Raw genomic sequence first — 26337 nt, forward strand, 5'->3', positions numbered from 1 at the left:
TGTAGTTGCTATTTTAATTAGCGACTCGCCATTATCCATGACCGCTTAGCCGAGATATCCACCCCATCAGGCAATAACTGCTCAGCTTTTTGATAGTGGAGTTGTGCTTTGGTCATTTGCTTGAGTTGACGATAACTTTTGGCTAACCCTAAATGAAACTCATAGCGGTATTTTGCTTTAGTTAACGCCTGATTATATTGATAGATGGCTAGATCAAAATTCCCTTGGCTATAAGCTCGCTCTGCTTGCGCATAAAAATAATAAGGATTATTCATATTGAACTTATGCAGCTGCTTATGGAAATAAGCCCATTCCTCAAGCCTATCCTGTGAGCCCAATAAAATTGCGTAGTTATTAACTAAAGTCTGAGTCTCGGCATTTAATCCTAAGCCATAAAGATAAGTTTGCTCGGCTAGGTCATCCCTTTGGGCCCGACGGTATACTAAAGCCAGTGTATTGATCGCCACCTCATAATCATGCTTATGCTCTAATGCCTTTTTAACCAGCCAATAGCTCTGATCAATATTGCCATCAATTAGGCTCTCTACCGCCATATTGTTGTAATACATGGCGATGACATAGTCTTTTGATATTGACTGCACCTTTAACGCTGTCAAAGTCCTCTCTGGCATAAAGTCGATAGTGACTTGTTTTTTAGAAGTCTCAATTACGTTACTTTGATGCTTCTTATGCACCTTAAGGTTGATATGATCATTAATGATTAAATAATTCGAGTCTAGATCCCAAACGGGTGGCACTTCTACCTTTTGAAAAGTCACAGCCAATCCCATTTTCTCTGCCATTGCCGCCGCAACAAGTGTCAAGGACATACAATTACCCAGGCGCTCATCAAAACTATCGTGGGGCAATTGGGTGTAACGGTCTTTATAAGTGAAGCCACCTTCGGCCACGGATAACTGCTTTGCCAACCAACGTTGGACACTCATAAATTTAGGTTTATTAGAAAGGGTTTGATTAAGCTGAACCTGTTGTTCACTACTAAGTTCAAATAACTCTTTAGGATCGGTTATATCCACAGGCGAGATAAATAAGTTATCAGCCATAGGTAGCACAGCTGTTGGCGCAAATTGCACCTTAGAACTGCAGCCGCTCATAGCAAATAGCACTAAAGGGAAAAACCATGCAAACTTCATAGACACCTCTTAAAAAGTACCTAATTAAAGACTAGCAGTGAATGGTCAAAAGTTAAACATATTACGGGCTAAGCAGCAATTATGGGGCCGTTATTATTATCATTCCATTAATCTAGATCGTGAGGTCATTAACTGACATCCTAAAAGCGAAGCACTCAGGGGGGGGGGAGCCAACAACCAAATCGATTGTGAGTGACATCAATGGGCTGTTGCAGAGATTATAAAAAGTCGTAAGTCTGTCCAGTATCCTTGAAAAAAATCGGAAAAGTATCGTATTGGACTTCGTATAAAGGAGATTTTTAAGGGATTTGGTGGCAACCCTTCAGCCGCACCCCGGCACATAAGTCACCCGCTGTGGCTGCTCCCTTCCGGGCCTGACCAGGTTCACGAACTATTATTGCGAGGGGACCAAAGGGCCACCATAGTGAACTGCTTAGGGAACCTAAGCAACCTGACCATTATCCTAAAACTACCGTCGTTAAGCAATACCCAATTGGGTTGAAGATCACTGTACGGTGAAAAACTGATCACATTTAAAAACTTGCAAGGTTTAATTTTTACTACTAGGCTAAATTTCGGAATTGAGTTCCATTCATTGTCCATAGAAGGATAGCATTATGAAAAAACTAGTACACACCTTAACTCTTGCTCTACCTCTAATTAGTGCAAGCTTATTTGTCACCCCCTCTAATGCCATAGCCGAACCCTCTGCCGATGCCGTTTATCAAGTCAGTAAAATGGTCAACATCAATAAGGCCGATGTGAACGAGCTTATGGAATTAAAAGGGCTTGGACAAAACAAAGCCAAGCGGATTATTGAGTATCGACAGGCAAATGGCCCATTTAAAAACATTGACCAACTACTTAAAGTCAAAGGAATTGGACCTAGCTTTATCAAGAAAAACAAATCATTAATTACTTTGTAATTTAATTTTGTTTTAGGCTTGTCCAAGGATGGACAAACCGAGTAAACTCTTGTTAAGCAAGGCCATGGTAGCTTAATCTTTATTAAACCCTGTCGTCTATAATAATAAAACCCTTTAAGAATTAGGAAAGGAATCATGTTTTCCAAGAAGAAATCTACTCAACTGACATTTATTGCCCCTGGCTGCCACATCAACGGTAAAATGGACCTTCATGGTGAAGCCTTAATTGGCGGTCACGTAGAAGGTGAACTTAACTCTAGTGCTAATATTGAAATCGACCAACAAGGTCTATTTGATGGCAAGCTGCAGTGTCAAGATGTAAAGGTATCTGGTCACTTTAAAGGTAGCCTGTCTTGCTCTCGTTTAGTGATCCTAAATCATGGAACGGTAGAAGGCGAAGTATGTTGTGAACATATGGAAATCTACGACGGTGGTCAATTTATTGGTCGTCGTGTTAAAGAGCCACAAGCCCTTCTTGAGCACACCCTAAAAAAGTCTGATGACAAAAAAAAAGCCACTGAAGAGCCTAAACTAAAGTCTGCATAAGCTAATAAGTTTAAAAAATGTCGCTGAGCTAACACCCATCACTTCAGGGGTTTAGAGCGAGATTTGCTAATACCAACGGTCCTTGATTAGGGCCGTTTTTGTTTTATGACCCTATATAGCGCTTCACCCGCTCCCTCATGGGATGCTCCCTATCCCTATCTTTTGGGTTATAAACTGTTTGCCATCAATTGCTTGCTAATAGGCTGTTTTAAGCAATAACCCTTGGGACAATAGTCTCAGCGAGTGATCCGATAACTTAAGATCAAGTGTATCTAAGGCATCAGTAATCGAACTATCAAGCATGCTAGTTGCTCTGCAGGGCGTTTTCCTCAGCCACACTGGCTTTGTTGTTTTTAGACCAAGCATAGTTACCCAATCTAGCGGAGGTCCTTTTGAAATAAAGAGTGGGACTCAGGATTAGCAAAATCATCAATGTTAATTAACTTCTGCAATAACATAAAAAAATACCCTTAAACAAAAAGCTTAAGGGCATTGTAACCATCTACCACATCGATCAACTGAACTGCATAATTATTAAATGATCAATGTTCTGTCAATGGAGTGGCATTTTGAATTGATTACTGTTGTTATTTTTTCAGTTCAATCCAATTATCAATCTTGCTTTCAAGTACTTGCATAGGTAATGCCCCTGATAGCAGAACCTGTGCATGAAACTCTTTAATATCAAATTTTTCTGCTAGTGCTGTTTCTGCACGGTGACGAAGCTCGATGATTTTGAGTTGCCCTACTTTGTAGCTTAACGCTTGGCCTGGAATCGCCATATATCGCTCAACTTCAGCGGTTACATCTGTTTCAGCCATAGCCGAGTTGTCTAGCATATAAGCAATCGCTTGCTCCCTCGACCAACCTTTAGCATGAAGGCCGGTGTCGACCACAAGACGCATCGCTCGCAGCATTTCATCAGATAGCTTACCAAAATATTGATACGGGTCGTTAAACAAGCCCATTTCAATACCCAAGTGCTCAGTATATAAGGCCCAGCCTTCACTAAACGCGGTGTAGCTAGAGAACTTTTGAAATTCTGCCACATTTTCAAGCTCTTGTTTAATGGCGATTTGGAAGTGGTGTCCCGGAGCTGCTTCATGAATAGAAAGGGTCGTTACCCCCCATTTAGGTTGGGCTTGGAGATTATAGGTATTAATATAAAACACCCCTGGACGTGAACCGTCCACCGCAGGAGACATATATGAAGCGCCTGCAGCAGATTTTTGACGGTAGGCTTCCACTGGTTTTATTACATACTCAGCTTTCGGCATCACCGAGAAATAGTCACCGACGACAGCATCAATATCTTTCTTTTTGTCCAAATAGGCTTGAATTAATTCTTGTTCAGATCCAAAGAAAAACTGCTCATCAGAAGACAAGTGTGCTAAAAAGGCTTTTAAATCGCCATTAAATCCAACTTGCACTCGCACTTGGTCCATTTCTTTAAGAATACGCGCCACTTCTTGCAAGCCTAGCAGGTGAATTTCTTCAACACTCATCGTTGTGGTGGTGTGCATATTAGCTAGGTACTGGTACCATTGACGGCCATTTGGTAAATCCCAATAACCGTCAGAATTGCGACTTGCCGCTAAATAGTCTCCAGCAATGAAGTGGTGAAATTTGCTCAATGCTGGGATTAACTTATCAGTTAACAACTGTTGGTATTCTTTGGTTAACTGCTGCTTTTGGTTATCTGACAATGTTTTGGGTAATACATTTAATGGCGCATAAAATAAGCTGTCATTAATATCTTCAACTAGATGTACCTCTAGCTGTGGGATCATTCGCTCAACCAATACCCTAGGCAGGACAACTTTATTTGCTATCCCTTGTTGCATCCTTACTTCAGCATCAGCTAACCAGCGGATAAAACCTTCTACCCTACTGAACCAATTCACATAGTCTTGTTCACTATTAAAAGGCTGAGCACTGCCATTCTGAGCAAGCTGCACCATGGTAAAAATTGAGTTATAAAACTGATTTAACGGCATCATGTAACTAGGGAACATTTCCGCAACTAAAGCCTGATCAGCTGAATAACTTAACATCGCATGACCAATTTGCTGCTGCTGGTCTAGTGTTGTGGTATCGATTGCTTTGAGGTCTTTGAGCAAATTACTATTAAGAAGATGTCGTTGTTTTAAAAACGCTTCACTTAACGGCTGGCCAAATTTACCATTAAATTCTGATCGACCAACATAAGTCGCACTGATCGGATCTAGAGCTAACGATTGATTAAAATAGTGATCGGCTAATTGCTGATAATTTGAGGTCGTTTTTAGCGCTGTGTTCGCATCATCACTGCAGCCCAGAAGTGCCTGAATTACCAACACAATGGTTAGGGTACGTTTTATCATTTCATTTTACCTATTTTATGTGGGTCTAGGCACCACTAAACAGTTATAAAAACACATAAAAAAGCCCCGCAAATGCGAGGCTTTTTAAAAATCAAAGATTAAAGCTCTAGGTTTATGTTGCGTAAACGTGCTTTTTCTTTGATGTAGTTCTCGTAGCTAGTTGCATACTTCTTGGTTTTCTTGTCTTTTTTAGCTTTTTGAATTTCAGCATTAGCTGTTTTCAAATTACCTAAAGCAAGATTTGCCAAAGCTAGCTGGAAGTGAGCTTCACCAGGATTATCCATGCCCGCATTAAGGGCATTTTTAAATACTGAGATTGCTGCTTTTTCCTTTTGAGCCAACATCAGCATGTTACCTTGCTTCATGTATAGCTCAGCATCTTTTTCGAAGTCTGCTGCTTTACCAAAGTACTTAGCTGCTGTCGCGACGTCTTTAGAACGTTGGAAGAATTGAGCAAGCTCTTTATAGTGACGCTCGGTTTTCTCAATTTTACCTTGTTGCATATGTTTTTCCCAAAGCTTACCCGCACGGTAATGATTACCGAACTGAGAAAGTAATTGAGATAAACGACGCAGGTGACCTTCGCTTTCTAAAAAGCCTTTAGAATACGCTAACTCATAAGTTGCTAGAGACTTTTTAGAGTCTTCAACCAATAGGTAGAACTGTGCAAGCTGAATCCAAAAGTTGGCTTCCTCAGGAAACAGTACTACCATTTCTTCTAGCACCTTAATCGAGTTACGGTACTCTTTAAGGTTATAGTAAGAAGTTAGTTTTAGCTGGTAAGGGCCTTTCTTAACTTCTTCAGCCGTTTTAATTGAGTTATTTGTCGCTTTAATTGCTTCACGGTATTGCTTTAGCTCAACATGCGCTACCGCAATACGGAAGTACACATCAGCATCTTCTTTACAGGTAAAACGCATCCACTCTTGGTATTGTGGCACTGCTTGTGCGTATTTTTTGCCTTGCATTAGCAAGTCAGCATACAAACGCACAGCGCCAGCATGGTCTGAACCGCCAAGTATGTCAGCCTTTACCGCCATGCCAACATGTTTAACAGCGGCATCGTTATTACCTTTTTCAGCGTAAAGGTTAGCAATGAAACGATTCACGTAAGCTTTATCAAAGTCATTAGATGGATCGGCATCTAATAAAACTTGTAAAGCTTCGTCAGTCTTTTCTTCACCGTATAGTTCGAAAGCTTTTTGAACTTTCTTACCGGCGCGCTCACCAACAGCTTTTGATTTACGCTTATCAATCGGACATTCACCTTTCTTGGCGGCTAGAGCTGGCGTAGATGCCGCTCCTGCAACTAAGCCAAGCAGTAAGGCCGCAGCGATACTTCTTGCTTTTACCATTGTTTAGTTCCCATCCAATTTAAAGTCTAACTGTACCGTCATACCAGGTTGACGTAGTGCTTTACCGTTTTCCATTTTTGGCTTGTACTTCCACTTACGAAGAGCACGAATAGCTTCACGGTCAAACAGACGCTTAGGCTCAGCCTTAATCACTTTAACGTCTTCTACTCCACCTAGTTCGTTAATGGTAAATGAAAGTTGTACCCAACCTTCTTTGCCATCACGAGCCGCTTTAGTCGGGTAGCGTGGTTCAATACGTACAATCGGGGTTGCATCACCGTCTTGCATCATAAAGCCTTTAGAACTGAAGTCAGTTCCAACACCACCGGCATTTACCGCACCCATGTTAAAGCTCATACCTGCATCAACATTTGAACTCGGCTCAGGTGGCGGAGTATCTTGTGTTGGTGGCGGCGTTGGTGGTGGCGGTGGCGGTGGCACGCGACGTGCCTTACGCTCAGCCTTTGCATCATCCCTGTCCATCGTAATTTCGATAACAGGAGTTTCGCTGGCTTCTTCCTGACGAGTGGGTCCACCACTGATCAGGAAGGCCATGAAGACAAATAATGCAAAGGTCACTAAGCCACCTAGTATTAGGGATAGCAGTGATCTCAACATAATTTAGTCCTTATCTGCTTCAACAGAAATTTTGTCGATACCAGCTTGCTTAACTTGATCCATAATTTTAACAATGATGCCGTGCTTGGCTTCTTTGTCAGCTTGGATAAGTACCGCTGCTTCTGGTGCTTCTGCAAGCATACGCTCAACGTTTGCACCTACACGCTCGATATCTACTTGGCGGTTTTCCATTTGGATTACGCCTGATGCGCTTACACCAATAAAGATGTTAGCTGATTTCTTTTGCGTCGATTGTGAAGCTTTTGGTTTGTTTACATCCAAACCTGATGGCTTAACAAATGACGTTGTTACGATGAAGAAAATCAACATAATGAATACGATGTCAAGCATCGGAGTCATATCGATTTGAGCTTCTTCTTCCACGCTTGAATGCTTCTTACGTGCCATAGTCGTTCTCTCTATTCTTTATGTGCCAAGCTATCAGTTAGCTTTTCAATACTGATTTTTAAACGCGCATCTAAACGGGTGCTGAAAAATACACCAGATAATGCCGCAACCATACCTGCCATAGTAGGCATAGTTGCTGTTGAGATACCAGCGGCCATGAGACGAGCGTTACTCGTACCCTGCACTGACATCACATCAAATACGTTAATCATACCGGTTACCGTACCTAATAGACCGATCATCGGACAAATAGCTACTAAGGTTTTAACGATTAACATACGCGCGTTCAATTGTTGCTTTGCTTGGGAAATCCAGGCTTCACGGATCCGATGCGCATGCCAAGAAGTCGTTTCTTCTCGGCTATTCCAGTTCGCAATCATGTCATCGCGTAATTTCGGGAACACATTGTTCAAGAAGAAATAACGCTCTAACATCAATGTCCACATTAGGAACAAAACAAAGGCAACCAATAGGAGCACATCGCCCCCAGTGGCGATGAAGCCCCTGACGGAATCCCATAAATCCATCAGGAAAATCATCATTAGCCGTTCCTCTTCTCAGCGTGTGCTGCCACTAGACCTGCGCTTTGCTCTTCAAGAGTTTGAACAATAGACTTAGAGATAGTAGAAACAATCGCGTGCATTAACATCAATGGTAACGCTGCAACCAGACCAAGTACAGTAGTCACAAGTGCCATAGAAATACCGCCAGCCATCAGTTTAGGGTCACCGGTACCGAATAGCTGAATAGATTGGAAGGTTTCAATCATACCCGTTACCGTACCAAGTAGACCTAGCATAGGCGCGATAGCCGCCATCACTTTCAGAATAGAAATCCAAGACTCAATTGTAGGGGTTTCTTTCAGAATTGCTTCGTCCAGTTTCAGCTCAATGGTTTCAACATCAGCAGACTTGTTGTCGTGGTAAGCCTTAAGGATACGACCTAGGGCGTTATCCGCTTTAGGGTTAGCCACGTCTTTCATTTGAGCTTTAACTTTTGAATTAACTAAAGTTAATACTACAAGTCTCCAGATTGCAATCGCAAAGCCGATGCCTAGCAACCATATGATAATTTGACCAACTGGGCCACCCTTTTCAATACGCTCTTCTAAAGTCGCACGTTGAGTGAATACTCTTAGTAGTACGCCTGATGATGGGTCAACATAGAAAGGTGCGAAGCCTTCGGTGGTCGCTTGCCAATCAGCAATTGGTTCAACTTTACGGCTTTCAGGCTGGATAAGCTCTTTAATAATACTTAATTCGTCATCCCAAACTACGTATTCACCGTCAGCAACAAGGTTGAAAGGACCAATACGTGAAACTTCGGTTTCACGTTTTTGACCGTCAGCACCCGTCACTTCAGCGTTAAACTTAACAACTTTAGCAGACTGAGCCATTTCAAATAGGTAAGTTTCCCAGAACTTACGAAGTTGCTCGATACGTGGTAGCTCTTTTGACAGACCTAATTCAGTCACAAACTGATGACGGTTAGGGAACTGTGCAGAGATGTTTGAACCCATTAGGTGACCAGCTAAATCGCCAGTGTATTGCTTAACAACACCAAACATCTCGCCTAAGTCACCTTGGGCAATTTTACGTTGCTCAATTAACTGAGCAATTTTTTGCTCGTTATCAATGATGGCTTTCTTTAAACGTTCGCCACGAGCTTGCTCGTCAGCTAGTGCTTTTTTAGCCTTGCTAAGCAGTGCGTTTTGCTTGTTCATGTCGGCGCGGAATTCAGCTTCACGTTGCTTATTAACTTTAGCACCTGCACTGTTTAATTGTTTTACTTCTTTTAGAAGGCCATCAAGAGAGCCAGAAGTTTGTGCTTGAGCGCCTGCTGATAAGCCAAAGGCTGCTGCAACTAATACAGAAGTGATTAACTTTTTCATTATTGTGCACTCTCCGCTGCAGGGATTGGTAATGAGAACAGGTCATTGGCGCCCTGTTTACGTGCGATACGAATACCTTTGGTTAATTCACGTAGGTATTGCTCATCTAACTCGCTCCAAGTCTTAGAGTCTGCGTCGTACATCCAAGCTTGTTTTTGGTCTTGGCTTTGTGCGAACAGCGCAACACGGCCTAGACGGAAGAAGTCAACTAAAGCACCCTTACCGCTACCATCTACGTCTAGGGTACCAGCGTAAGCACCAATTGAACGACCATAGTCAGTTTCAATGCTGTAAGCATCAAAGATAAGACGGAATTTTTCTGCAAGAGAAATATCTGCTTTACCTCGAATGTCTTGAAGGTTTTGAACACGGTTAGCACGAGTTTCAGCGTTGAAAGGTAGATCCAAAGCAACGAATTTATCTAGTGCGCTAACCATATCATCCATTAAAGGCACAACCGCTTGACGAAGAGTGTCAACGTAGTCGATATCTTTTTGGATTAACGCCATCTCAGCTTCTTGGTCAGCAACTTGAGCAGCAAGGTAATCGTTGTAGCCTTTTAGCGACTCACGAGTATCTTCTGTCTGATTGTATTGAAATAACAAGTCTTGAGTTTGATCGAAGTACTTGTTGATTTTAACTTGTGACTTTTCTGCAGCAACATGAGTTTTTGTTACTGAGTTTTGTAAGCCACCTAGTTCTGTAGCATTTACGCTACCAGCAAAAGCTAAGGCACCAACCAGTGCACTTGCTAATTTAGTTTTTGAACTTAACTTGGACATAATTCCCAACCAAAAATGTGTTTTATTAATAGGGGCTAACTTTTAGCCTCTTGCGAGGTAGAAAATTAAAGCCAACTCCTATTAACGTTTGTTGATTTTATATTCCCCTCTCTCTACTCACTTTTACATAAGTAGACCCGATGGGCATAATTCCACAGAAACAAGTAAAGTGTCAACTCGATCACAAAGATTAACAGCCAGTTTGACAAAGGTTTCGAGCATTAATTAAGCAAACGAGCAAAATACCATCTTTCCACAAATCCCCATAACAAACCATTAACAAACCTTGATCAGCTACACACCAAGCCGCAAACAGCCTGTTTACTTGGTTTTTCATTTTTTTTGCTAAAACCCAGCAAAAAATTAACAAACTCAAAACACACTTACTTGTAAAGGCAGCCCCATAAAAGGATAGCCCCATAAAACTATATTTTTAATGATTTAACCAAAAAAAAAGCGCCCTAAGGCGCTTTAAATTAACTTTTCTTCTAGATGTAGTAACGAACACCAAAGCCTAGACCGTCACGCTCGCCTTGCTTCATCAACTCTACCCAATTTTGATCAGCGCCTGAGAATTCACTCAGATCTTTGCGCACTTCAAAGTACATTGTGGTTTTACCCCAGATGTAGTGAATGCCAGCGGTCATAAATTGACGCTTAAAATTGTGGTTAATTCCTGCAACATCTGATTGACCATCAAGAATATTGTAGCTTGCCATTAAACGGATATTGTTCTGGAAAGTATAACCCGCAAGCGATTCTAGACCCCAAGCATCTCTAATTAGGTAGCCAGCGTTATCCACGTCATGGTTTTGCTGTTGGTTAACGTTTACAGAAAGGTAAGAACCTTGTTCATCCCAGTTGCCACCATAGGTAAAGCTTGCACCGTAGATATAATCTGTCTCTTCAACAGCTTGGCCTTTAATAACACCTTCAAATTTACCAGTGTTGGCACCGACTAAAATCTTTAAGTCATCATTCACTTGATACTTAGAAGAGAAACCAACTGTACCGTTGAAACGAACTTTATTCACTGAACCATCAGTAGAAGTAATGTTTTTCAGCTCAACTTCTTGTTTCTTGAATTGACCTTGCAGTGCGATATCAAAATCACCGAAACTGTTGCGGTACTGAATCGCATTGTCTGCACGACCTGTACCGTTTACACCACCATCACTGTGGAAGGTGTAAGTACCAGAAGTGTTGCCATCCCAAACATGGTGAATGTTGGTATTGCCCACTACGTCATACCATACCGACCATTGTTTACCGATGCTAATGCTGCCTAAATCTTCATTACCAATACCAACATAACCTAAGCGATTATGCATAAATTGGCCCTTGCCTGACTGAGCTTGAAATTTTGAGTCAGCATTATAAATAAGCTTTGACTCACCAACTGGATTCACACCCCATTCAAATTTCATGAAGCTGTTCCAGCCGTTACCCATATCACGATTGAAAGCAAAGTTAATACGAGAAGCACCGTTAACAACTTCAGTGTCACCGCCATGGTTAACAACGCGTGCGTCTAACCAACCACCAACACTCATGGTATCTTTGCCGTCATTGTATAGTTCAATTGCGCTAACACTTGGTGCAGCGACTGCAGCGGTTAACGCTGTTGCTAATAATGTCTTTTTCATCGTAAAACCTAAGTTGTTTGACTTGACTTAATTTCAGTTAAGGCAAGCCTATCAAAGGCATTTTCGGGTGACTAGAAGCATTGATTAAATCCCAGCAATTAACACCAACAACATCACCAAAGGTTAACATTTAAGCAGCAAAGGCAATATTGCATTTACTTATCATCAGGAACAATAACACCTAATATCACATTATTGTTTTTTTCAATTTGAAGTGCATCACAAAAAAGTATCTTGTCTGGAGACTAGATCACTAAAGTTAATTCCCTGCTGCTCCAAAATTGGCTCGACTATTGGTAACACCTGTTTTTGCTGATAATAGTAATAATCTATAGGGCTGCTCAGGCATTCTATTGGTTGAGCCCCCGCCAGCGTCATCAAATAGCGAATGCTTTTACCTCTCGCTAGTGGCTTTTTTAAATGATTTTGCAAAATTCGAGCGGCCTGTACATGAGGTGCGTTGGCTTTATAATCTTCTATCGGTTGCTTTAATCTCTTTTCAAAGACTAATTGCTTATCCAGCTTCCCCTGCCACAGTTGTTCTATCAAATTACTGAGCAGTTCCTTAATGGCTTTATTCTCAAACCATTTTTTATAAACTTTAGGCTGCAAAGTTTTTGCTAAATCACTCCAATCTGATCGCACGCTCTCCATCCCTTTAAATGTTAATTGCAGCTCATCTTGTACCATCACCGCCCCCACATACCTCTTCTTAGAGCCAACATCTGATCCCCTGAGGGTGGGCATGAAAAAATGATGGTAGTGACTTTCAAACTCTAACTCTAAAAAGCTTTGTAACTGTAATTGCTGACAATACTGATGCCACTTAGCATTAATATGTTGAACTAACTCACTGCCTAGTGCTTGGTAGCTCCCTTGATATTCAGCCTTCGGTAACACAAAGGTTGAATCAGTGTCGCCATAAATCACCGTATGGCCAAGCTCCTCAAGCCATACTTTGGTTTGCTTCATGATTTGATGACCACGCATGGTTATACTGGAAGCCAGCTGCGGATGATGAAAGCGGCACACCTTTGACCCCAGGATGCCATACATCGAATTCATAATAATTTTAATGGCTTGGGATAACGGCTGATCTTGTTCTTTTTTTGCCTGCTCGCGGGACTCGGCCAAGGAGCGGATAATATCGGGCAATATTGGATTATCACGGCTGAATTTAGTCCCTAACATACCATCGACATCACTCTCTTTAGGATCCAGCTTAGCCAGCGCCCTGCCTCTGGGATCAATTAAGAAGGTACGAATAATCGAAGGGTATAGCGACTTATAATCGAGCACCAAAATATTCTGATAGCGTCCCGGAATCGAATTCATGACAAAGCCACCGGGGCTCACACCTAAAGGTACCTTGGGAAAATTTGGCGCGACAAACCCTAAGCGGTGCATTCTAGGTAAATATAGGTTTTCAAATGCCGCCACCGAAGCGCCACTTCTGCCCAACTCTAATCCAGTAAGCTTGGCTCGCTCAATCGCAAATTCAAGTAATTGGGTCTTGGCAAATATATCTAACACTAACTGACAATCTTGCAAGTTATAAAAGGCCAAAGCAGGTTTATCATGCTCAAATTGCCACTCAATTTTAGCTAATCTATTATCAACATCATCTGTGGCCTTGCCCCTTCCTAATAATTGCTGGGCAACGACTTCTAAAGAATACCTGGGAAATTGGTAATAGGCTGCTCTGATCCATTCAATGCCGTCTAATACCACCCGTCCCGGCAGCACTAAAGTATCAAATTTATATACGTCTTTGACCTTCCATCTTAATGGTGTAAACCCCCTGCCTATGTTTAACTCCATCCGATAAAGTGCTGCCCGGCGATAAAGTAGACTTAAATCAAAATTGATCACTGCCCACCCGATGATCACATCAGGATCGATGCGTGCGATTTGATCAACAAAGGCCAACAGCAAACTTACTTCATCTTCGACATAAGTGATTGTTGCAGTGTCTTCACCAGCACCAATCATCAAACACAATCGCTGCTCGTGAGTCACCAAACCGATAGAAAACAATTGCCCTTTACCACTGCACTCGATATCAAGACTTAACACCTTTAGCGGTATATCAATCAATGCGCTTCTAGCCTGTATTAATTGTTCGGGTTCTTGATGGTTAACCCTAACTTCCATACCAAAACGAATAAATCGCTCTTGCAAAAACCTATGCTGGGGTCGAGTCTGAGTTTCATACAGCTCAAAACCTTTAGCTTCGCAATAATCCTGAGCTTGCTGCATTGTGATTTGATTATCAAAATGGACTGCGGTGACCTCAACCCCTTCAAAAGTGGATAAAGCCAGTTGTTTATTACTCAGCGTGAACTTGGCATTTTGTTCTAGTAACGGCAATTTATGTGTCGGGCAAAAGCAACTCCATTTAGCCTTGGGTAAGCTGACCTTCCTCGGTCCGATTTCAGTTTTAAGCCAATAATCAATACGCTGCTGTTCGCCATCAGAGTATAGCTCGCGGGTTAATAACACCCCCTTAAACTGTTCAATTATGTTATTCATAAAATTGCTTCTAGGGTATTTTCCAAAGCACTGTTATTATTTACAGCTAACTTGCCAAAATACGATTGCCAGTGGATAAGAGTGTACCCATGCTTGATGAAAAAGTGAAAACCGAAATACGCACCCTGTATCAGGCAATTGCTAAAAACTTACCTAATTTTCGTTCCCGCCGTGAACAAAATTACATGGTTGCACAAATTTCGAAAACCCTTGCAGGGGAATATGACCGCCAGAGGCGGCTAATAACGATTGAAGCTGCCACCGGTATTGGTAAGTCTTTTGCTTACCTCCTTGGCACCATCCCACTAGCCCTCAATCAAGGTAAAACCGTTTGCATTTCAACTGCCACGGTAGCGCTGCAAGAGCAATTAGTAAATAAAGATTTACCATTAGTACAAGAATATTGCGAAAAAGACTTTAAATACGGATTAGTTAAAGGTCGCCAACGATATGTGTGTTTATCAAAACTTGAAATGATGCTAGGAGAACAAGATGGTATGCAAGCCGCACTGTGGCAAAGCAAACCAGATAGCGCACAAGTTGAGCAGCTGCAGCAACTCTACAAAGACTACAAATCGCAACAATGGGATGGCGATATCGACAGTCTAAAAGAGCCCATCAATGAACACTTATGGGAGCAAATCGCCAGTGATAAGCACAGTTGCCAAAGACAAAATCCATCCCATCGTCATTGCCCTTTCCATAAAGCGCGTGATTTAATGGACAGTTGGGATGTGTTGGTGGTCAACCACAGCTTGTTATTAGCAGATTTAGACCTGGGGGGCGGCATTATTCTGCCAGAACCTGAATCTATGTATTACGTGCTGGATGAGGCCCATCACTTACCCGATGTTGTCCGTAATTATTCCAGTGCCAGCACCAGCTTAAAGGCCACCAGCGACTGGTTGGCTAAACTCGACAAAACCATAGTAAAAGTCCAAAACACGGTACCTACTGACAAAATTATTGCCCCATGCCAAGGTTTGATTGATGATGCCAATGAGCTCAGTCAATATATGATGCAATTATTTAGCTATTGCGACATGAGTGGCGAACTCTTTAATAACGAAGAACAGCGTTTTCGATTTCCCCATGGTGTGGTACCTGACAGTTTAACCATTTTAGTTGAAAACCTAACCACAACTTCCAACCATTGCTTAAAACACTTAACTAAAATCCAGTCTATGATCACTGAGGCGGTTAAAGATGATGAATTAGCAAACCATCTAGCCGAACCCTTGTTAGCTGAGAATGGCTATATTTTACAAAGAGTGGAAAATCTTAATAAGCTCTGGAAAATGTATAATCGTGAAGACCATCCCCATGCTGCCCCCTACGCCCGTTGGCTAGACAAAAGTACAAATACCAAGAATATGGAATACCTTGCAAGCGCCTCGCCAATTGAGGTAGGTTTTTTATTAGAAGATATGCTGTGGAGCAAGGCCGCAGGGGTGGTGCTGTGCAGTGCGACTTTAAGGGCGCTCGGTAAATTTGATCATTTTTGTCATCAAGTTGGAATTAAACAAAATGATGGCAGTCAATACTTAGCCTTAGCTTCGCCTTTCGATTTCCAAAATAATGCTGCTTTAGTTATCCCTAAAATGCAATTTGAACCAAGCAATGTTGCCGACTTTACAAAGGAGCTGATCAAATTATTACCGAACCTTATAAAGGATGAGCAGGCCACGTTAGTATTATTCTCTTCCTATCGACAAATGGAAGAAGTCGCCTCTGGCATTCGAGGCAAATTAGAAATGCCATTGTTAATTCAAGGAGAAATCCCAAGACAACACTTGCTTGCCCAGCACAAAAAGCGTTGTGATAACAATCAACCCAGTGTGATTTTTGGTACCAGTTCATTATCAGAAGGGTTAGATTTACCAGGGGATTATTTAACAAATTTGATTATCACAAAACTGCCTTTTGCTGTGCCTACCTCACCAGTAGAAGAAGCTCACAGTGAATATATTAAATTTAAAGGGGGTAACCCTTTTATGCAACTAACGGTTCCAGATGCATCCCGCAAACTCATTCAAAGTTGCGGCAGATTACTAAGGAACGAAGATGATTATGGCAAAATCACTATTTTAGATAAACGCCTTTTAACTCGTCGCTATGGCAGTGCACTTTTGAACGCTTTGCCACCTTATCGGCGCCTTTTCCAATAATGGAGATTTCTTTGGAATTTATTCTTGAACCACAAACTTGGTTAATATTAGCGGTTATCGCCTTTGTTGCAGGCTTCATTGATGCCATTGCTGGTGGCGGTGGATTATTGACCATCCCGGCCTTGTTAACTTGTGGTTTACCACCACATTTAACTTTAGGAACCAATAAACTGGCCGCGACTTTTGGTAGCGCCACTGCAAGTTATGCCTACTTCAAGAAAAAGCTCTTTAACCCGCTGTTTTGGCAGTGGAGCTTTTATGCCACCCTCAGCGGCGCTTGTATTGGCACTTTGATGGTCAATTTTATTGATGCCACAATTTTAGAAAAAGCTCTACCCTTGCTGATCATATCAATCGCGATCTACACCTTTTTTACCCGTGGCCAAGAAGAATCAGAACATACGTTACCGGTAGCGGGAAAAAGCTTAACCATAAAACAAATAACACAAGGCCTTAGTTTGGGATTTTATGATGGCTTCGCCGGTCCCGGTACCGGCGCATTTTGGACCGCATCATCGATGGCGCTCTATAAATTAAACTTATTATTAAGTTGTGGCCTTGCCCGTTCGATGAATTTTGTAAGTAACTTTACTTCCCTGATAGTATTCATCTATCTAGGCAAAGTTAATTGGGCCCTCGGCTTAACCATGGGCTTATGTATCATGGTTGGCGCTTTTTTTGGGGCTCGCTTTGCAATTCGCTTTGGTAGCAAATTTATTCGCCCTATCTTCATTACCATGGTCGTGATACTGTCATTACAACTCGCATCGGAAGCATGGCTTTAAATGATGAAACAAAACGCTATCGACAGGCTGTATCAGCAATTAAAACAACTTGAACAACAAGCTCTGAACCATGATGCCGCTCTAAATGAAGACAGCGCAAAATTACTTGCTAATCACAGTCGCTTTAACCACAGCTTATTTGAGCAACATGGTGCCAAGTTAGGCCCTTGCATTAAACAAATTGAAGGGGATATCAAGCGCTTAGAAAGGTTACTAAATAGGGGCACTACGGGGCCGCTTGCCTTATCTTTAATGGGGCAAATAGAAGATAAATTTAAAGCCTTATCAACGGCTCTAGTCACAACTAAGCTTGATATCAAAAATCAAATTTATAGTCGCAATTCCAAACGCAAAAGTTATCAAGCTAAAGTGGCTGCCCATCATTCTAACAATCCTTATCATTGGATTGCAGCGACCGTAATGCAGTCGAGCCATTCCATGCATCAAGAGTTAGCGAAACATCAACATTGGTTAGAAAAACTCGAAGACAAAGCAAAAGAACAACAAAGAACCCTTGATTTTTGTCGGGATGACCAAAAAATAAAATTACAACAGGACATCTTACAAACCCATAAACGCATTGGGCAATGTCGTAAAGCAATGGATTATTTACAACAAAACATCTACCGAATTGAAGGTAAATACAGATGAAAAAATGGCTACTTGGACTGATGCTAATGAGTTGTCACGCCCTTGCAGGAAGTCTGACTATTCCCTATGAATTCAGATTTCAGAGCATTAATGGCACCCCAATTGCGACGAGCAACTTCAGCCACAAAGATAGATTAGCGTTGCAAAAAGGACCGCAAATTATTGCCTTAACATATCAAGATATCATAGAAGATGATATTACAGATTCGACAGAAATAATAACATCGAAGCCTTTCTACTTGCACTTCAACCATGATGGTTTAAGCCATTACCAACTTTTGGCCGCAGGTAAGCTGATCAATGTGGACCCCAAAAAATATGCCCTCAACCCACAAGTTACACTAGTGAAACCTGGCAAAGAGGCCATTGCTTTTGTGGTATCAAATCAAGCACCTCAGGTATCCACATCAGCTCAACTTAAGCTTGGCAATGATGATTTGGCCCGACAAATGCTCGAATATTGGTGGCAACAAGCCTCACCAAAAACCAAACAACAATTTAAGAATAAATACTTACAAGCAAAATAGTTGCACTTATTGGGGTGTATTCCTAATCTTATAAGAGATTTTAGCTACAAGATTGCACCATGAAACTACTAATTGCATCCGATCTACATGGAAGTGCTACCGCTGCCCAAAAAATCATTAATCAATTTGAGTATCATAGATGTGAATATCTGGTATTATTAGGTGATCTTGTTAACCATGGCCCACGCAATCCAATACCCGAGGGCTATGACCCATTAAGGCTTGCTTCGATTCTTAACCCACTTAGCCATCATATTATTGCCGTAAAGGGAAACTGCGATTCTGAGGTAGACCAGCAATTGCTGGATTTCGATATTCTGGCACCCTATAACCACCTACTCATCGGCCACAGGAGACTTTATTTAACCCATGGCCATGATATTGGTCCAAAAAAGCCTCCAAAGCTGAATAATCAGGATATACTATGCAGTGGTCACAGTCATATTCCAGTAATGGAGCCTTTACAAAATTATTGGCATTTTAATCCTGGTTCTGCCGCCTTACCTAGAAATGGGTTACCTGCAAGTGCGGGAATAATAGATGATCACAGTTGCACTTTAATCACCCTGAATAAAGGGCAAACCCTATGGCAACATACATTAAATTAATTGCTTACCTTTAAGGAATTCCTCCATGAGCATAAACACACAATTCATCAATGCCGTCATCGATAACCAATTACTGTGGGGACTTGCAGAAAAAAATGGTGATGGCTTTTTAGTTTGTGATTCCAGTGAATATGAAGATACAGATGTTATGCCTCTTTGGGATTCAGAGCAGCAAGCGGCAAGTCATTGCACCGATGAATGGTCAGAATACAGCCCTGTGAGTATTGATTTAGAACAATTCCTTGAGTTCTGGGTCAGCGATTTAAACGACGATGGGGTGCTTGTTGGAGTGCAATGGCAACTTGATGGCGAATGTCCAGAATATGATCCTATTGAACTGGCTAAAGCCTTTGCTGAACAAGAAAGCGACTAATATTGTTCATTAATGCCCACCTGTATCGATATTCCTTTTCAATTTCGCCACGACTGTTGGTTCTGTGGCGAACCTAAAAAGCATGTTATTGAGTTGCCAGCAGCAATTGATGGCAGCCATCCTATGCTGGCCGTTCCGGGCTGTGGCGAGTGCATTAACATATCTCATAAAACGACTCGGGTATCTTTGTGGGATCAGCAAAGGTACATTAAAAAAGCCTTAATCAAACGCTACCAAAGGCACCTAGCAATAGGTGTCAACTGGACTGAACAAGAGCTAAGGGATTGCGAATTCGAAGGAAAGGCTCTCGAAGGCTTCAGAATCAGCGGTTGGAAAATGTATGAAATTGCCAAGTCTAGGGTTAACTATCAAGGTTGGAAGCTTGCCATAGATGGCGTTGAATTAGACCATCAACAACCACCAACGTTTCAATTTGATGGCGTAAGTTATCCATCCCTTAGTGATGCTATCGAACATTACTGTAGAGCTCGGCATTTAGATAAAAGCTTTGTTAAAAAAATCATTAACAAAGTTGGACAGCAGCAATTTGGTTTCAGCATTCGACTTGCCAGTATTCACCTTATGTCTACTAATGAAATGAAACAACAAGTATTGCAAGAATTATAAAAAGCGCTATGTTAGGAAGTAAATACCCTTGCTCGCTGTGATTATGATTTTTAGATACTGGTTGTTACTTTTTTTGAAATATATTCAAAAATTGTTTTTTCCGATTGAGGTGAAACACCCCGGAAAAGAAATTAATTTCGATAATAACACTCACCTTGCGGTGTTTTTAAATCATTCCAGCTTCATTGAAGTGATCCTAGCTGGGATTTTACCAAATCGAGCATTAAAGCAATTAGCTCAAAAGCTTATCATCCCTATTGCAGCTGAAACGGCTACTCGTCCAATAGGCAAACTGATCCGTTTAATTGGCCCTAAGATCCTACCTATAAGTCGCCGCCGCGACCATAGCTGGCATGGTTTTATGAATGCTATTGAAGAGCAAGACATTATGATTTTCTTCCCAGAAGGGAGAATGGCTCGCCGCGGCGGAGTCGATAAGCATGGCAAACCTATGACCATGCGCAGAGGCATTTATGATGTGTTACAAGCTTTTAAAGGAAAAAATATGCTGCTGTACTACAGTGGCGGCTTTAGGCATATCCTTCCGAGAGGAAAGTACTGGCCAAAATTCTTCAAAAAAAGCTACGGTAAGGTTGAAATCATTAATGTTGATGAGTATTTAGCAAAATTTGAAAGCTACAAAGACAGCGCTCAAGCCATTTGTGAAGACTTACTAACAAGAAAGCAAAATTACCTTGATAGCCTTAAATTAAGATAAAAAAACGCTCCCAAAGGAGCATTTTTTAACCGTTAAGGCGTGTAATAAGTCGCTGCACCAGGCCCTACCGGCAGCCCGAATACAAATACCCATACATAAAATAGAATAGACCATCCAAGCATAAAGCAGATGGAGTATGGCAGCATTGTTGCAATCAAGGTCCCAATACCTAGATTTTTTTGATATCGACTGGCTACCGCTAAAATCAACCCAAAATAACTCATCATTGGAGTAATGATATTTGTCGTCGAATCACCAATTCGATAGGCCGCTTGAATCGTCTCTGGCGCATAACCCACCAGCATCAACATAGGAATAAAGATAGGTGCCGTTACCGCCCATTGCGCAGAAGCGCTACCAATCATTAAATTAATAAAACCACATAATAAAATGAAGGCGAAAAATAACGATGGACCAGTCAAGCCAATGCTATCTAAAAACTCAGCTCCGGTAACCGCAAAGACTTGACCAAAGTTAGTCCACTTAAAGAAAGCAACAAACTGTGCTGCAAAAAATACCAGAACAATGTACATCCCCATAGAAGACATTGATTTAGCCATTGCATTAATGACATCACGATCATTTTTCATCGTGCCGACCACTTTGCCATAAGCAAAGCCCGGAATCGCAAACAAAATAAAAATAAAAGCAACGATACTTTTTAAGAAAGGAGAGCCTGCAACTTGCCCATCATCGCCACGCAAAATGCCATCACTTGGAACAATTGTCCAAGCAACCAAAGCGCCAACCACCAATAAAGCCAAACCCGCAACAGCTAAGCCCTTTTTCTCTACAGCAGTTAAATGCCCCATGCTATCTTTTGACAAGTCTTCTGCTGCATCATTAGGATTATAGGTTCCTAGCTTAGGTTCAACTATTTTCTCAGTAACCCAAGCACCAATGATGGCAATAAAGAAAGTAGAAACAAACATGAAGTACCAGTTTGCTTCTGGCCCAACAGTATAAGTAGGGTCAATCATTTGTGCTGCAGTTTCAGTAATACCAGATAATAGCGGGTCAACCGTACCAATAAGCAAGTTAGCTGAATAGCCTCCAGATACCCCGGCAAACGCTGCCGCTAAACCAGCCAATGGATGACGCCCTAAAGAGTGAAACAGCATTGCTGCCAATGGAATAAGTACCACGTAGCCAAGCTCTGAAGCGGTATTAGAAACGATAGCGGCAAATACCACGGTAACCGTTACCATACGCTTAGATGCGCCCATGACCAATCCACGCATTGCAGCTGATAATAGCCCTGAGTGTTCCGCAATAGAAACCCCTAATAAAGCCACAAGTACCGTGCCTAAGGGCGCAAAGCCAGTAAAGTTGGTCACTAAGTGAGTAACAATACGTTCTAAGCCATCAGCATTTAATAAGCTGACAACTCGAATGACACCATCTGCGCTTCTTCCTGCCGCGCCTTCTGGGCGAGGATCCAAAACTGATACTTCAAAGTAACCAGCAATCCCAGACATCACAATAATCGCCAAGCAGAAGCTCGCAAACAGAGTAATTGGGTGAGGCAGTAAGTTACCTAGATATTCAACGCCATCTAAAAAGCGTGTAAAAAACGTTTTCTTAGATGCATCATTTGCGTTTACGCTAGATGGAGACATTTTCACTTCCTATAAAAAAAGTTCAGGCTAAGTTGTTTAACCTGAACCCATGAGATAAATTGAATACTATTCTGAACAACTACTGATCATAACGACAATACCCTTATATCTAAAGAAAAAAATCGACAAAGTTTGTATACTGGTAAATTTCCAGCATTAGAATTGAGCTTTTTTTGACCTACAGCACAAAAAATTGATCACGATATTCATCAATGTATAGGGTTTAAGACTCAACTATGACTCTAAAAATCACTCCGTTTTCTCAAGATATGGCTGCAGAACTGTTAGCTTTAATGCATTCCAGTGACACCATTGATCATCATAACAGTTATACCCTCTGGCAGGCCGCCCAGTTCGATGGCGATTTATTTTTAACTGCACAGCTTAATGGTCAAATGGTGGGCTATATTTTTGGCCGGCAAACCTCAAATGGGGTATTACTCTGGCAAATATGTGTCGCCAAAAGCCAGCAAAACAAGGGGATAGGGATGAGCTTGGCAACGGCTTTTTGCAAAGCCGCTCAGGTTAAAGGTATTGAACAAATTCAACTGACTATCACCCCAGATAACCAAGCATCGAAATCATTATTTACACAGCTTGCTGATCACTTAGGTTGGAATTTCGAGCAACAAGGAGTGACAGGAACTTTTGCTAACACAATGAAAAATGAGGATATATATATCATTACCGTTTTAGACTAAGCTTTACTTTAGCTAACCATCTTCAGTCTAAGGATGACCAAATGAAACTCTTTTTAATCGCCATCATGCTGGTTTTGCCGTTATCAGTTTGTGCTAAGGAACTTGATGTCGAAGAGCTAAGAGTGAATAAAGCACAGAATCAATTGCCCGAAGTTGTTAATCGCTATCAATCGATACTACAACATATGCTGTTTAAGCTTAAAACTGCCGAAGATGAACGCCATTTAAATTCCATCAGTTACCAACAGGGACTGAAACTCTGGCAGCAAGCCAGAGTCGATGTACAATCAGGCAATCTGGATGATCGCTCTTTGTACTGGGGCAGGTTGTGGCTTGCAAAACACTTTAAACAAGCTAAAACCAATCAAGTTAACTGGTTAACTCAAGTGGCTTTAAAAGGCTTTGAGCAAAGTTCACGAGGAATAACTGACATTAGTTTTTCCGACCAAAGTGACATTCGAATCTTAGTCACGGGTTTTGATCCATTCCTGTTAGATAAGGATATCAGTCAATCTAATCCCTCAGGTATCGCAGCGCTCGCATTAGACAATATCAGCTGGCGCAATAAATCCAATCAGCAAGTTGAAATACAAAGCCTAATTGTACCTGTTAGGTTTAAAGATTTTGATCAAGGCCTAATCGAAGCCATTATTAGCCCACTTATCAAACACAATAAAGTCGATATGATAGTGACCATTTCAATGGGTAGAGAGCATTTTGATTTAGAACGCTTTCCAGGTCTCAATCGTTCCAGTGCGGTAGTTGATAACCTTAACGTGTTGACCGGTGCCAACGTTACAAAACCACTTCCACCAAGATTAAAAAAGCAGCCACTACAAGGGCCCCAATTTCTGGAATTTTCCTTGCCGGTGGCAAAAATGCAACAAGCAACAGGCCGTTACAAAATTAATGATCGCCGCCTGGTCACCACCTTAACAGGGCAAATTGATGCTGCAAATTTAAACATCTTAGCCAATGAAATTAGTGTTCAAGGATCTGGAGGAGGTTACCTTTCAAATGAAATAAGCTACCGAACGTTATTACAATTACAGAATCTGCAGTCAGAGATAGTCGCAGGTCATATCCATACCCCTAAAATAAAAGGCCATGATCGCCAAGCAGCACTGGATATATTAAAACAAATCCAAAAAATGCTGGTTCTAGCAAGTCATTAAAAGCCAATTCATGATAGCCTTAGGGCTATGAAAAGAACACTCACACAAGAACAAATCCTACAAATTCAAACCCGCATTGAAATTTGTTATCAACAAGCAGAACAGAAGCTTAAGCGGACATTTATCAGGCCACAACTTGAACTCAATGGTCGTGGTCGGATAGCTGGCAGTGCAAATTTAACCTTAAACAAGTTGCGCTTAAATCCCATTCTTTTTAAGCATAATCAAGATGAATTTATGCAAGAGGTCATCCCTCATGAGATCTGCCACTTACTTTGCTACCAATTGTTTGGCCGTACTCGCCCCCATGGGGTACAGTGGCGGAGTTTAATGCAGGGCATATTTAACTTACCTGGACGTGCAACACATTCTATGGATTTAGCCCCGCTGCAACAAAAAAGCTTTGCTTATCAATGCAAATGTGGTCCAGTATCACTCACAATTAGACGCCATAATAAAGTATTAAAAGGCGCACAATACCTTTGCAGAAAATGTGCAACGGTACTGACATATAAAGCGAGTTAATTTTTTTGAGGGTTATTTTTTGTCGTTATTTTTACGTCTTTTGACGCTTTTGGTTTTATGTTTTAGTTTCAGTGTTGCTGCCACTCCAGAAAATTTTAGAAAGTCTAAGGTTGAACTTAAAAAGCTCTATGCAAATAATTTGCAGCTAACCAGTTTCTACTGTGGCTGCGATATTAAAATTAAACAAAAATTATGGGTTCCTGATCATCAATCCTGTGGCTATCAAGTTCGTAAACAACAAAAGCGAGCAGCTAGAATTGAATGGGAACACATCGTTCCAGCATGGGAGTTCGGCCACCAAAGACAATGTTGGCAACAAGGTGGTAGGAAAAATTGTAGCAAAAACGACCCCGTATTTAGAAAAATGGAAGCAGACTTACATAACTTGGTCCCTGCAATCGGCGAGGTTAATGGCGATCGTTCTAATTTTCGATTTAGTCAAAATAACCTACAGCCTGATCAATATGGGCATTGTCCTATGATGGTTGATTTTAAATCACGTAAAGCCTACCCAAGCCCAAGAAGCAGGGGGGCAATTGCCAGAACCTATTTGTACTTTGAACAGCATTATGGTTTAAATATTGCAAAATCCCAGAAGCAACTTTATCAAGTTTGGAATAAACAATATCCGGCAACGTTTCAGGAGTGCCGTCGCGATGCAGCTTTAAGTCAAAAACAAGGTTGGAGCAATCCCTTTGTTCATCAACAATGTCAGCAATTTGCTGGGCATGCTGATGGCCTAAAACTCTAATCACTAAGTGCTTTAGCTAGGAACAAATTAAGTGCCATACAAATATTTCAAAATCGGCCGTTATCTGCATTGGATAAGCTTCATCTTGTCGGGCGTTATTGCCGCCTTTTTTATGAGTTGGATGGTGTTAGCCAAGAGTGATTTTAGCTACAGTTGGTTACATGATGTCATCGATATCGGAGCCCATACCCAAAAATATGGCCCTAAGAACCGTAATCGGGAAGACTTTGAGTTTACCACCAAAACGGAAAGGGTTCGGTTATTCTCTGAAATCAACTTAGCGATTCACAATAATGGCCAAGGTTTGAAGGACATTTCATATGTAATAAACGGCCAGCACAGCCCCACCGATACTTTATTACATCAACGTGAAATCGCTCATTTAAAAGATGTAGCCAGACTGATTAGCTTGCTCTATTGGGTGGGTACTATCGCGAGTATCATTTGGCTGGCACTGGCTCTGATGTATCTAAGAAAATGGCTTAAGGCACCTACTTTCAAACAACAACTGGTTGCAATTACATCTTTGCTGATAACGAGTAATCTGCTAATTATCGTGGTGGGCCCCAAAAATCTGTTTTACTGGTTACATGAGATGATTTTTCCAGCTCAAAATCAATGGCATTTTTTTTATCAAGACTCTTTGATGACGATCTTAATGAAAGCCCCTGATTTATTTGGCTATATCGCCATCGAGCTAGGACTAATGACTATAGCTATTTATCTAGGCATTAATTACTTGCAAACCACAATTAACAGTAGGCATTGCTAATGTTTAGACTTATTGGTGGCGTTTTTCAACCCCACAAAAACAATACCAAGCAGCAGTATCCATCCTATAACCATGATATTTCCTTAATCACTTTTACTCTATAGAAACATATTTTG

Annotated in this window: 26 protein-coding genes and 1 other RNA gene; 15 read left to right on the plus strand and 12 right to left on the minus strand. The window is 41.4% G+C overall.

Annotated elements, in window-relative coordinates; all coding sequences use genetic code 11:
• Positions 1-17 precede the first annotated feature (17 nt).
• The gene (locus GFB48_RS08865; RefSeq protein ID WP_163934139.1) at positions 18-1154 is read right to left on the minus strand and encodes a tetratricopeptide repeat protein; all 1137 of its coding nucleotides are present in this window, start codon (positions 1152-1154) and stop codon (positions 18-20) included.
• 317 nt (positions 1155-1471) lie between these two features.
• An RNA gene (gene ffs, locus GFB48_RS08870) (signal recognition particle sRNA small type) lies at positions 1472-1568 on the minus strand.
• Between the two features lie 203 nt (positions 1569-1771).
• Between ffs and GFB48_RS08875 the strand changes: the two genes are divergently transcribed.
• A complete protein-coding gene (locus GFB48_RS08875; protein ID WP_163934142.1) occupies positions 1772-2080 on the plus strand; it encodes a ComEA family DNA-binding protein in 309 nt (102 codons plus the stop codon).
• A 135-nt stretch (positions 2081-2215) separates the two neighbouring features.
• Complete coding sequence (locus tag GFB48_RS08880) at positions 2216-2626, plus strand: polymer-forming cytoskeletal protein (protein ID WP_163934145.1); 411 nt, start codon at positions 2216-2218, stop codon at positions 2624-2626.
• A gap of 587 nt (positions 2627-3213) precedes the next feature.
• Here GFB48_RS08880 and GFB48_RS08885 read toward each other — a convergent pair.
• The 9 genes from GFB48_RS08885 to GFB48_RS08925 form a co-directional block, all read right to left on the minus strand.
• Positions 3214-4989 carry a DUF885 family protein gene (locus tag GFB48_RS08885; protein WP_163934148.1) on the minus strand — a complete coding sequence of 592 codons (1776 nt, stop codon included), beginning with the start codon at positions 4987-4989 and terminating at the stop codon, positions 3214-3216.
• Between the two features lie 98 nt (positions 4990-5087).
• Positions 5088-6344 (minus strand): lipopolysaccharide assembly protein LapB, encoded by a 1257-nt coding sequence (locus tag GFB48_RS08890; RefSeq protein ID WP_163934151.1) that lies wholly within the window; start codon positions 6342-6344, stop codon positions 5088-5090.
• A gap of 3 nt (positions 6345-6347) precedes the next feature.
• Complete coding sequence (locus GFB48_RS08895) at positions 6348-6962, minus strand: energy transducer TonB (protein ID WP_163934153.1); 615 nt, start codon at positions 6960-6962, stop codon at positions 6348-6350.
• A gap of 3 nt (positions 6963-6965) precedes the next feature.
• Positions 6966-7370 (minus strand): biopolymer transporter ExbD, encoded by a 405-nt coding sequence (locus GFB48_RS08900; RefSeq protein WP_163934156.1) that lies wholly within the window; start codon positions 7368-7370, stop codon positions 6966-6968.
• 11 nt (positions 7371-7381) lie between these two features.
• Positions 7382-7912: a MotA/TolQ/ExbB proton channel family protein gene (locus GFB48_RS08905; RefSeq protein WP_163934158.1), complete on the minus strand. Its 531-nt coding sequence runs from the start codon at positions 7910-7912 to the stop codon at positions 7382-7384.
• Positions 7912-9261: a MotA/TolQ/ExbB proton channel family protein gene (locus tag GFB48_RS08910; protein ID WP_163934161.1), complete on the minus strand. Its 1350-nt coding sequence runs from the start codon at positions 9259-9261 to the stop codon at positions 7912-7914. Before GFB48_RS08910 ends, GFB48_RS08905 begins: the two co-directional genes overlap by 1 nt.
• The gene (locus GFB48_RS08915) at positions 9261-10043 is read right to left on the minus strand and encodes a DUF3450 domain-containing protein (RefSeq protein ID WP_163934163.1); all 783 of its coding nucleotides are present in this window, start codon (positions 10041-10043) and stop codon (positions 9261-9263) included. The genes GFB48_RS08910 and GFB48_RS08915 overlap by 1 nt, the downstream gene beginning before the upstream one ends.
• A 488-nt stretch (positions 10044-10531) precedes the next feature.
• Positions 10532-11689 carry a porin gene (locus GFB48_RS08920; protein WP_163934166.1) on the minus strand — a complete coding sequence of 386 codons (1158 nt, stop codon included), beginning with the start codon at positions 11687-11689 and terminating at the stop codon, positions 10532-10534.
• 219 nt (positions 11690-11908) lie between these two features.
• Positions 11909-14221 (minus strand): DNA polymerase II, encoded by a 2313-nt coding sequence (locus tag GFB48_RS08925; RefSeq protein WP_163934169.1) that lies wholly within the window; start codon positions 14219-14221, stop codon positions 11909-11911.
• A gap of 89 nt (positions 14222-14310) precedes the next feature.
• Here GFB48_RS08925 and dinG point away from each other — a divergent pair, with 89 nt between their 5' ends.
• The 8 genes from dinG (at position 14311) to GFB48_RS08965 (ending at position 20678) form a co-directional block, all read left to right on the plus strand.
• The gene (dinG, locus tag GFB48_RS08930; RefSeq protein ID WP_163934171.1) at positions 14311-16389 is read left to right on the plus strand and encodes an ATP-dependent DNA helicase DinG; all 2079 of its coding nucleotides are present in this window, start codon (positions 14311-14313) and stop codon (positions 16387-16389) included.
• Positions 16389-17174: a TSUP family transporter gene (locus GFB48_RS08935; protein WP_205597707.1), complete on the plus strand. Its 786-nt coding sequence runs from the start codon at positions 16389-16391 to the stop codon at positions 17172-17174. Before dinG ends, GFB48_RS08935 begins: the two co-directional genes overlap by 1 nt.
• Positions 17175-17825, plus strand: coding sequence for a primosomal replication protein (locus GFB48_RS08940; protein ID WP_163934177.1), 651 nt, complete (start codon positions 17175-17177; stop codon positions 17823-17825).
• On the plus strand, positions 17822-18352 hold the full coding sequence (locus tag GFB48_RS08945; protein WP_163934180.1) for a DUF2057 family protein: 531 nt from the start codon (positions 17822-17824) through the stop codon (positions 18350-18352). Before GFB48_RS08940 ends, GFB48_RS08945 begins: the two co-directional genes overlap by 4 nt.
• Before the next feature lie 59 nt (positions 18353-18411).
• Positions 18412-18960 carry a phosphodiesterase gene (yfcE, locus tag GFB48_RS08950; protein ID WP_163934183.1) on the plus strand — a complete coding sequence of 183 codons (549 nt, stop codon included), beginning with the start codon at positions 18412-18414 and terminating at the stop codon, positions 18958-18960.
• A gap of 25 nt (positions 18961-18985) precedes the next feature.
• Positions 18986-19333 carry a DUF2750 domain-containing protein gene (locus GFB48_RS08955; protein ID WP_163934186.1) on the plus strand — a complete coding sequence of 116 codons (348 nt, stop codon included), beginning with the start codon at positions 18986-18988 and terminating at the stop codon, positions 19331-19333.
• 12 nt (positions 19334-19345) lie between these two features.
• Positions 19346-19960 (plus strand): hypothetical protein, encoded by a 615-nt coding sequence (locus GFB48_RS08960; protein ID WP_163934189.1) that lies wholly within the window; start codon positions 19346-19348, stop codon positions 19958-19960.
• Positions 19961-20033: 73 nt separating this feature from the next.
• Positions 20034-20678, plus strand: a complete 645-nt coding sequence (locus GFB48_RS08965) for a 1-acyl-sn-glycerol-3-phosphate acyltransferase (protein ID WP_163934191.1) — start codon at positions 20034-20036, stop codon at positions 20676-20678.
• A 32-nt stretch (positions 20679-20710) separates the two neighbouring features.
• On the opposite strand, the gene GFB48_RS08970 is transcribed toward GFB48_RS08965, so the two are convergent.
• Complete coding sequence (locus tag GFB48_RS08970) at positions 20711-22297, minus strand: AbgT family transporter (protein WP_163934194.1); 1587 nt, start codon at positions 22295-22297, stop codon at positions 20711-20713.
• A 236-nt stretch (positions 22298-22533) separates the two neighbouring features.
• Here GFB48_RS08970 and GFB48_RS08975 point away from each other — a divergent pair, with 236 nt between their 5' ends.
• Genes GFB48_RS08975 through GFB48_RS08995 form a run of 5 tightly spaced genes read left to right on the plus strand, consistent with a single transcriptional unit; the run spans position 22534 to position 26221 of the window.
• On the plus strand, positions 22534-22998 hold the full coding sequence (locus GFB48_RS08975) for a GNAT family N-acetyltransferase (RefSeq protein WP_163934196.1): 465 nt from the start codon (positions 22534-22536) through the stop codon (positions 22996-22998).
• 41 nt (positions 22999-23039) lie between these two features.
• Positions 23040-24173, plus strand: coding sequence for a hypothetical protein (locus tag GFB48_RS08980; RefSeq protein WP_163934200.1), 1134 nt, complete (start codon positions 23040-23042; stop codon positions 24171-24173).
• Positions 24174-24200: 27 nt separating this feature from the next.
• A complete protein-coding gene (locus tag GFB48_RS08985) occupies positions 24201-24698 on the plus strand; it encodes a SprT family zinc-dependent metalloprotease (protein WP_163934203.1) in 498 nt (165 codons plus the stop codon).
• A gap of 40 nt (positions 24699-24738) precedes the next feature.
• Positions 24739-25449, plus strand: coding sequence for an endonuclease (locus tag GFB48_RS08990; RefSeq protein ID WP_205597709.1), 711 nt, complete (start codon positions 24739-24741; stop codon positions 25447-25449).
• Positions 25450-25480: 31 nt separating this feature from the next.
• Positions 25481-26221 (plus strand): DUF1461 domain-containing protein, encoded by a 741-nt coding sequence (locus GFB48_RS08995; protein WP_163934209.1) that lies wholly within the window; start codon positions 25481-25483, stop codon positions 26219-26221.
• Positions 26222-26337: the final 116 nt, after the last annotated feature.

Origin of the sequence: Paraferrimonas sp. SM1919 (assembly GCF_010993985.1) — a bacterium.
Taxonomy (GTDB): Bacteria; Pseudomonadota; Gammaproteobacteria; order Enterobacterales; family Shewanellaceae; genus SM1919.

What these genes read in the sequence shown, in the direction of transcription:
- GFB48_RS08945 (WP_163934180.1), top strand. Translation starts at nt 17,822, where the DNA reads ATGAAAAAATGGCTACTTGGACTGATGCTAATGAGTTGTCACGCCCTT.
- GFB48_RS08865 (WP_163934139.1), bottom strand. Translation starts at nt 1,154, where the DNA reads ATGAAGTTTGCATGGTTTTTCCCTTTAGTGCTATTTGCTATGAGCGGC.
- GFB48_RS08970 (WP_163934194.1), bottom strand. Translation starts at nt 22,297, where the DNA reads ATGTCTCCATCTAGCGTAAACGCAAATGATGCATCTAAGAAAACGTTT.
- dinG (WP_163934171.1), top strand. Translation starts at nt 14,311, where the DNA reads ATGCTTGATGAAAAAGTGAAAACCGAAATACGCACCCTGTATCAGGCA.
- GFB48_RS08980 (WP_163934200.1), top strand. Translation starts at nt 23,040, where the DNA reads ATGAAACTCTTTTTAATCGCCATCATGCTGGTTTTGCCGTTATCAGTT.
- GFB48_RS08890 (WP_163934151.1), bottom strand. Translation starts at nt 6,344, where the DNA reads ATGGTAAAAGCAAGAAGTATCGCTGCGGCCTTACTGCTTGGCTTAGTT.
- GFB48_RS08955 (WP_163934186.1), top strand. Translation starts at nt 18,986, where the DNA reads ATGAGCATAAACACACAATTCATCAATGCCGTCATCGATAACCAATTA.
- GFB48_RS08935 (WP_205597707.1), top strand. Translation starts at nt 16,389, where the DNA reads ATGGAGATTTCTTTGGAATTTATTCTTGAACCACAAACTTGGTTAATA.
- GFB48_RS08880 (WP_163934145.1), top strand. Translation starts at nt 2,216, where the DNA reads ATGTTTTCCAAGAAGAAATCTACTCAACTGACATTTATTGCCCCTGGC.
- GFB48_RS08875 (WP_163934142.1), top strand. Translation starts at nt 1,772, where the DNA reads ATGAAAAAACTAGTACACACCTTAACTCTTGCTCTACCTCTAATTAGT.
- GFB48_RS08925 (WP_163934169.1), bottom strand. Translation starts at nt 14,221, where the DNA reads ATGAATAACATAATTGAACAGTTTAAGGGGGTGTTATTAACCCGCGAG.
- GFB48_RS08885 (WP_163934148.1), bottom strand. Translation starts at nt 4,989, where the DNA reads ATGATAAAACGTACCCTAACCATTGTGTTGGTAATTCAGGCACTTCTG.
- yfcE (WP_163934183.1), top strand. Translation starts at nt 18,412, where the DNA reads ATGAAACTACTAATTGCATCCGATCTACATGGAAGTGCTACCGCTGCC.
- GFB48_RS08960 (WP_163934189.1), top strand. Translation starts at nt 19,346, where the DNA reads ATGCCCACCTGTATCGATATTCCTTTTCAATTTCGCCACGACTGTTGG.
- GFB48_RS08900 (WP_163934156.1), bottom strand. Translation starts at nt 7,370, where the DNA reads ATGGCACGTAAGAAGCATTCAAGCGTGGAAGAAGAAGCTCAAATCGAT.
- GFB48_RS08940 (WP_163934177.1), top strand. Translation starts at nt 17,175, where the DNA reads ATGATGAAACAAAACGCTATCGACAGGCTGTATCAGCAATTAAAACAA.
- GFB48_RS08910 (WP_163934161.1), bottom strand. Translation starts at nt 9,261, where the DNA reads ATGAAAAAGTTAATCACTTCTGTATTAGTTGCAGCAGCCTTTGGCTTA.
- GFB48_RS08985 (WP_163934203.1), top strand. Translation starts at nt 24,201, where the DNA reads ATGAAAAGAACACTCACACAAGAACAAATCCTACAAATTCAAACCCGC.
- GFB48_RS08895 (WP_163934153.1), bottom strand. Translation starts at nt 6,962, where the DNA reads ATGTTGAGATCACTGCTATCCCTAATACTAGGTGGCTTAGTGACCTTT.
- GFB48_RS08905 (WP_163934158.1), bottom strand. Translation starts at nt 7,912, where the DNA reads ATGATGATTTTCCTGATGGATTTATGGGATTCCGTCAGGGGCTTCATC.
- GFB48_RS08915 (WP_163934163.1), bottom strand. Translation starts at nt 10,043, where the DNA reads ATGTCCAAGTTAAGTTCAAAAACTAAATTAGCAAGTGCACTGGTTGGT.
- GFB48_RS08975 (WP_163934196.1), top strand. Translation starts at nt 22,534, where the DNA reads ATGACTCTAAAAATCACTCCGTTTTCTCAAGATATGGCTGCAGAACTG.
- GFB48_RS08920 (WP_163934166.1), bottom strand. Translation starts at nt 11,689, where the DNA reads ATGAAAAAGACATTATTAGCAACAGCGTTAACCGCTGCAGTCGCTGCA.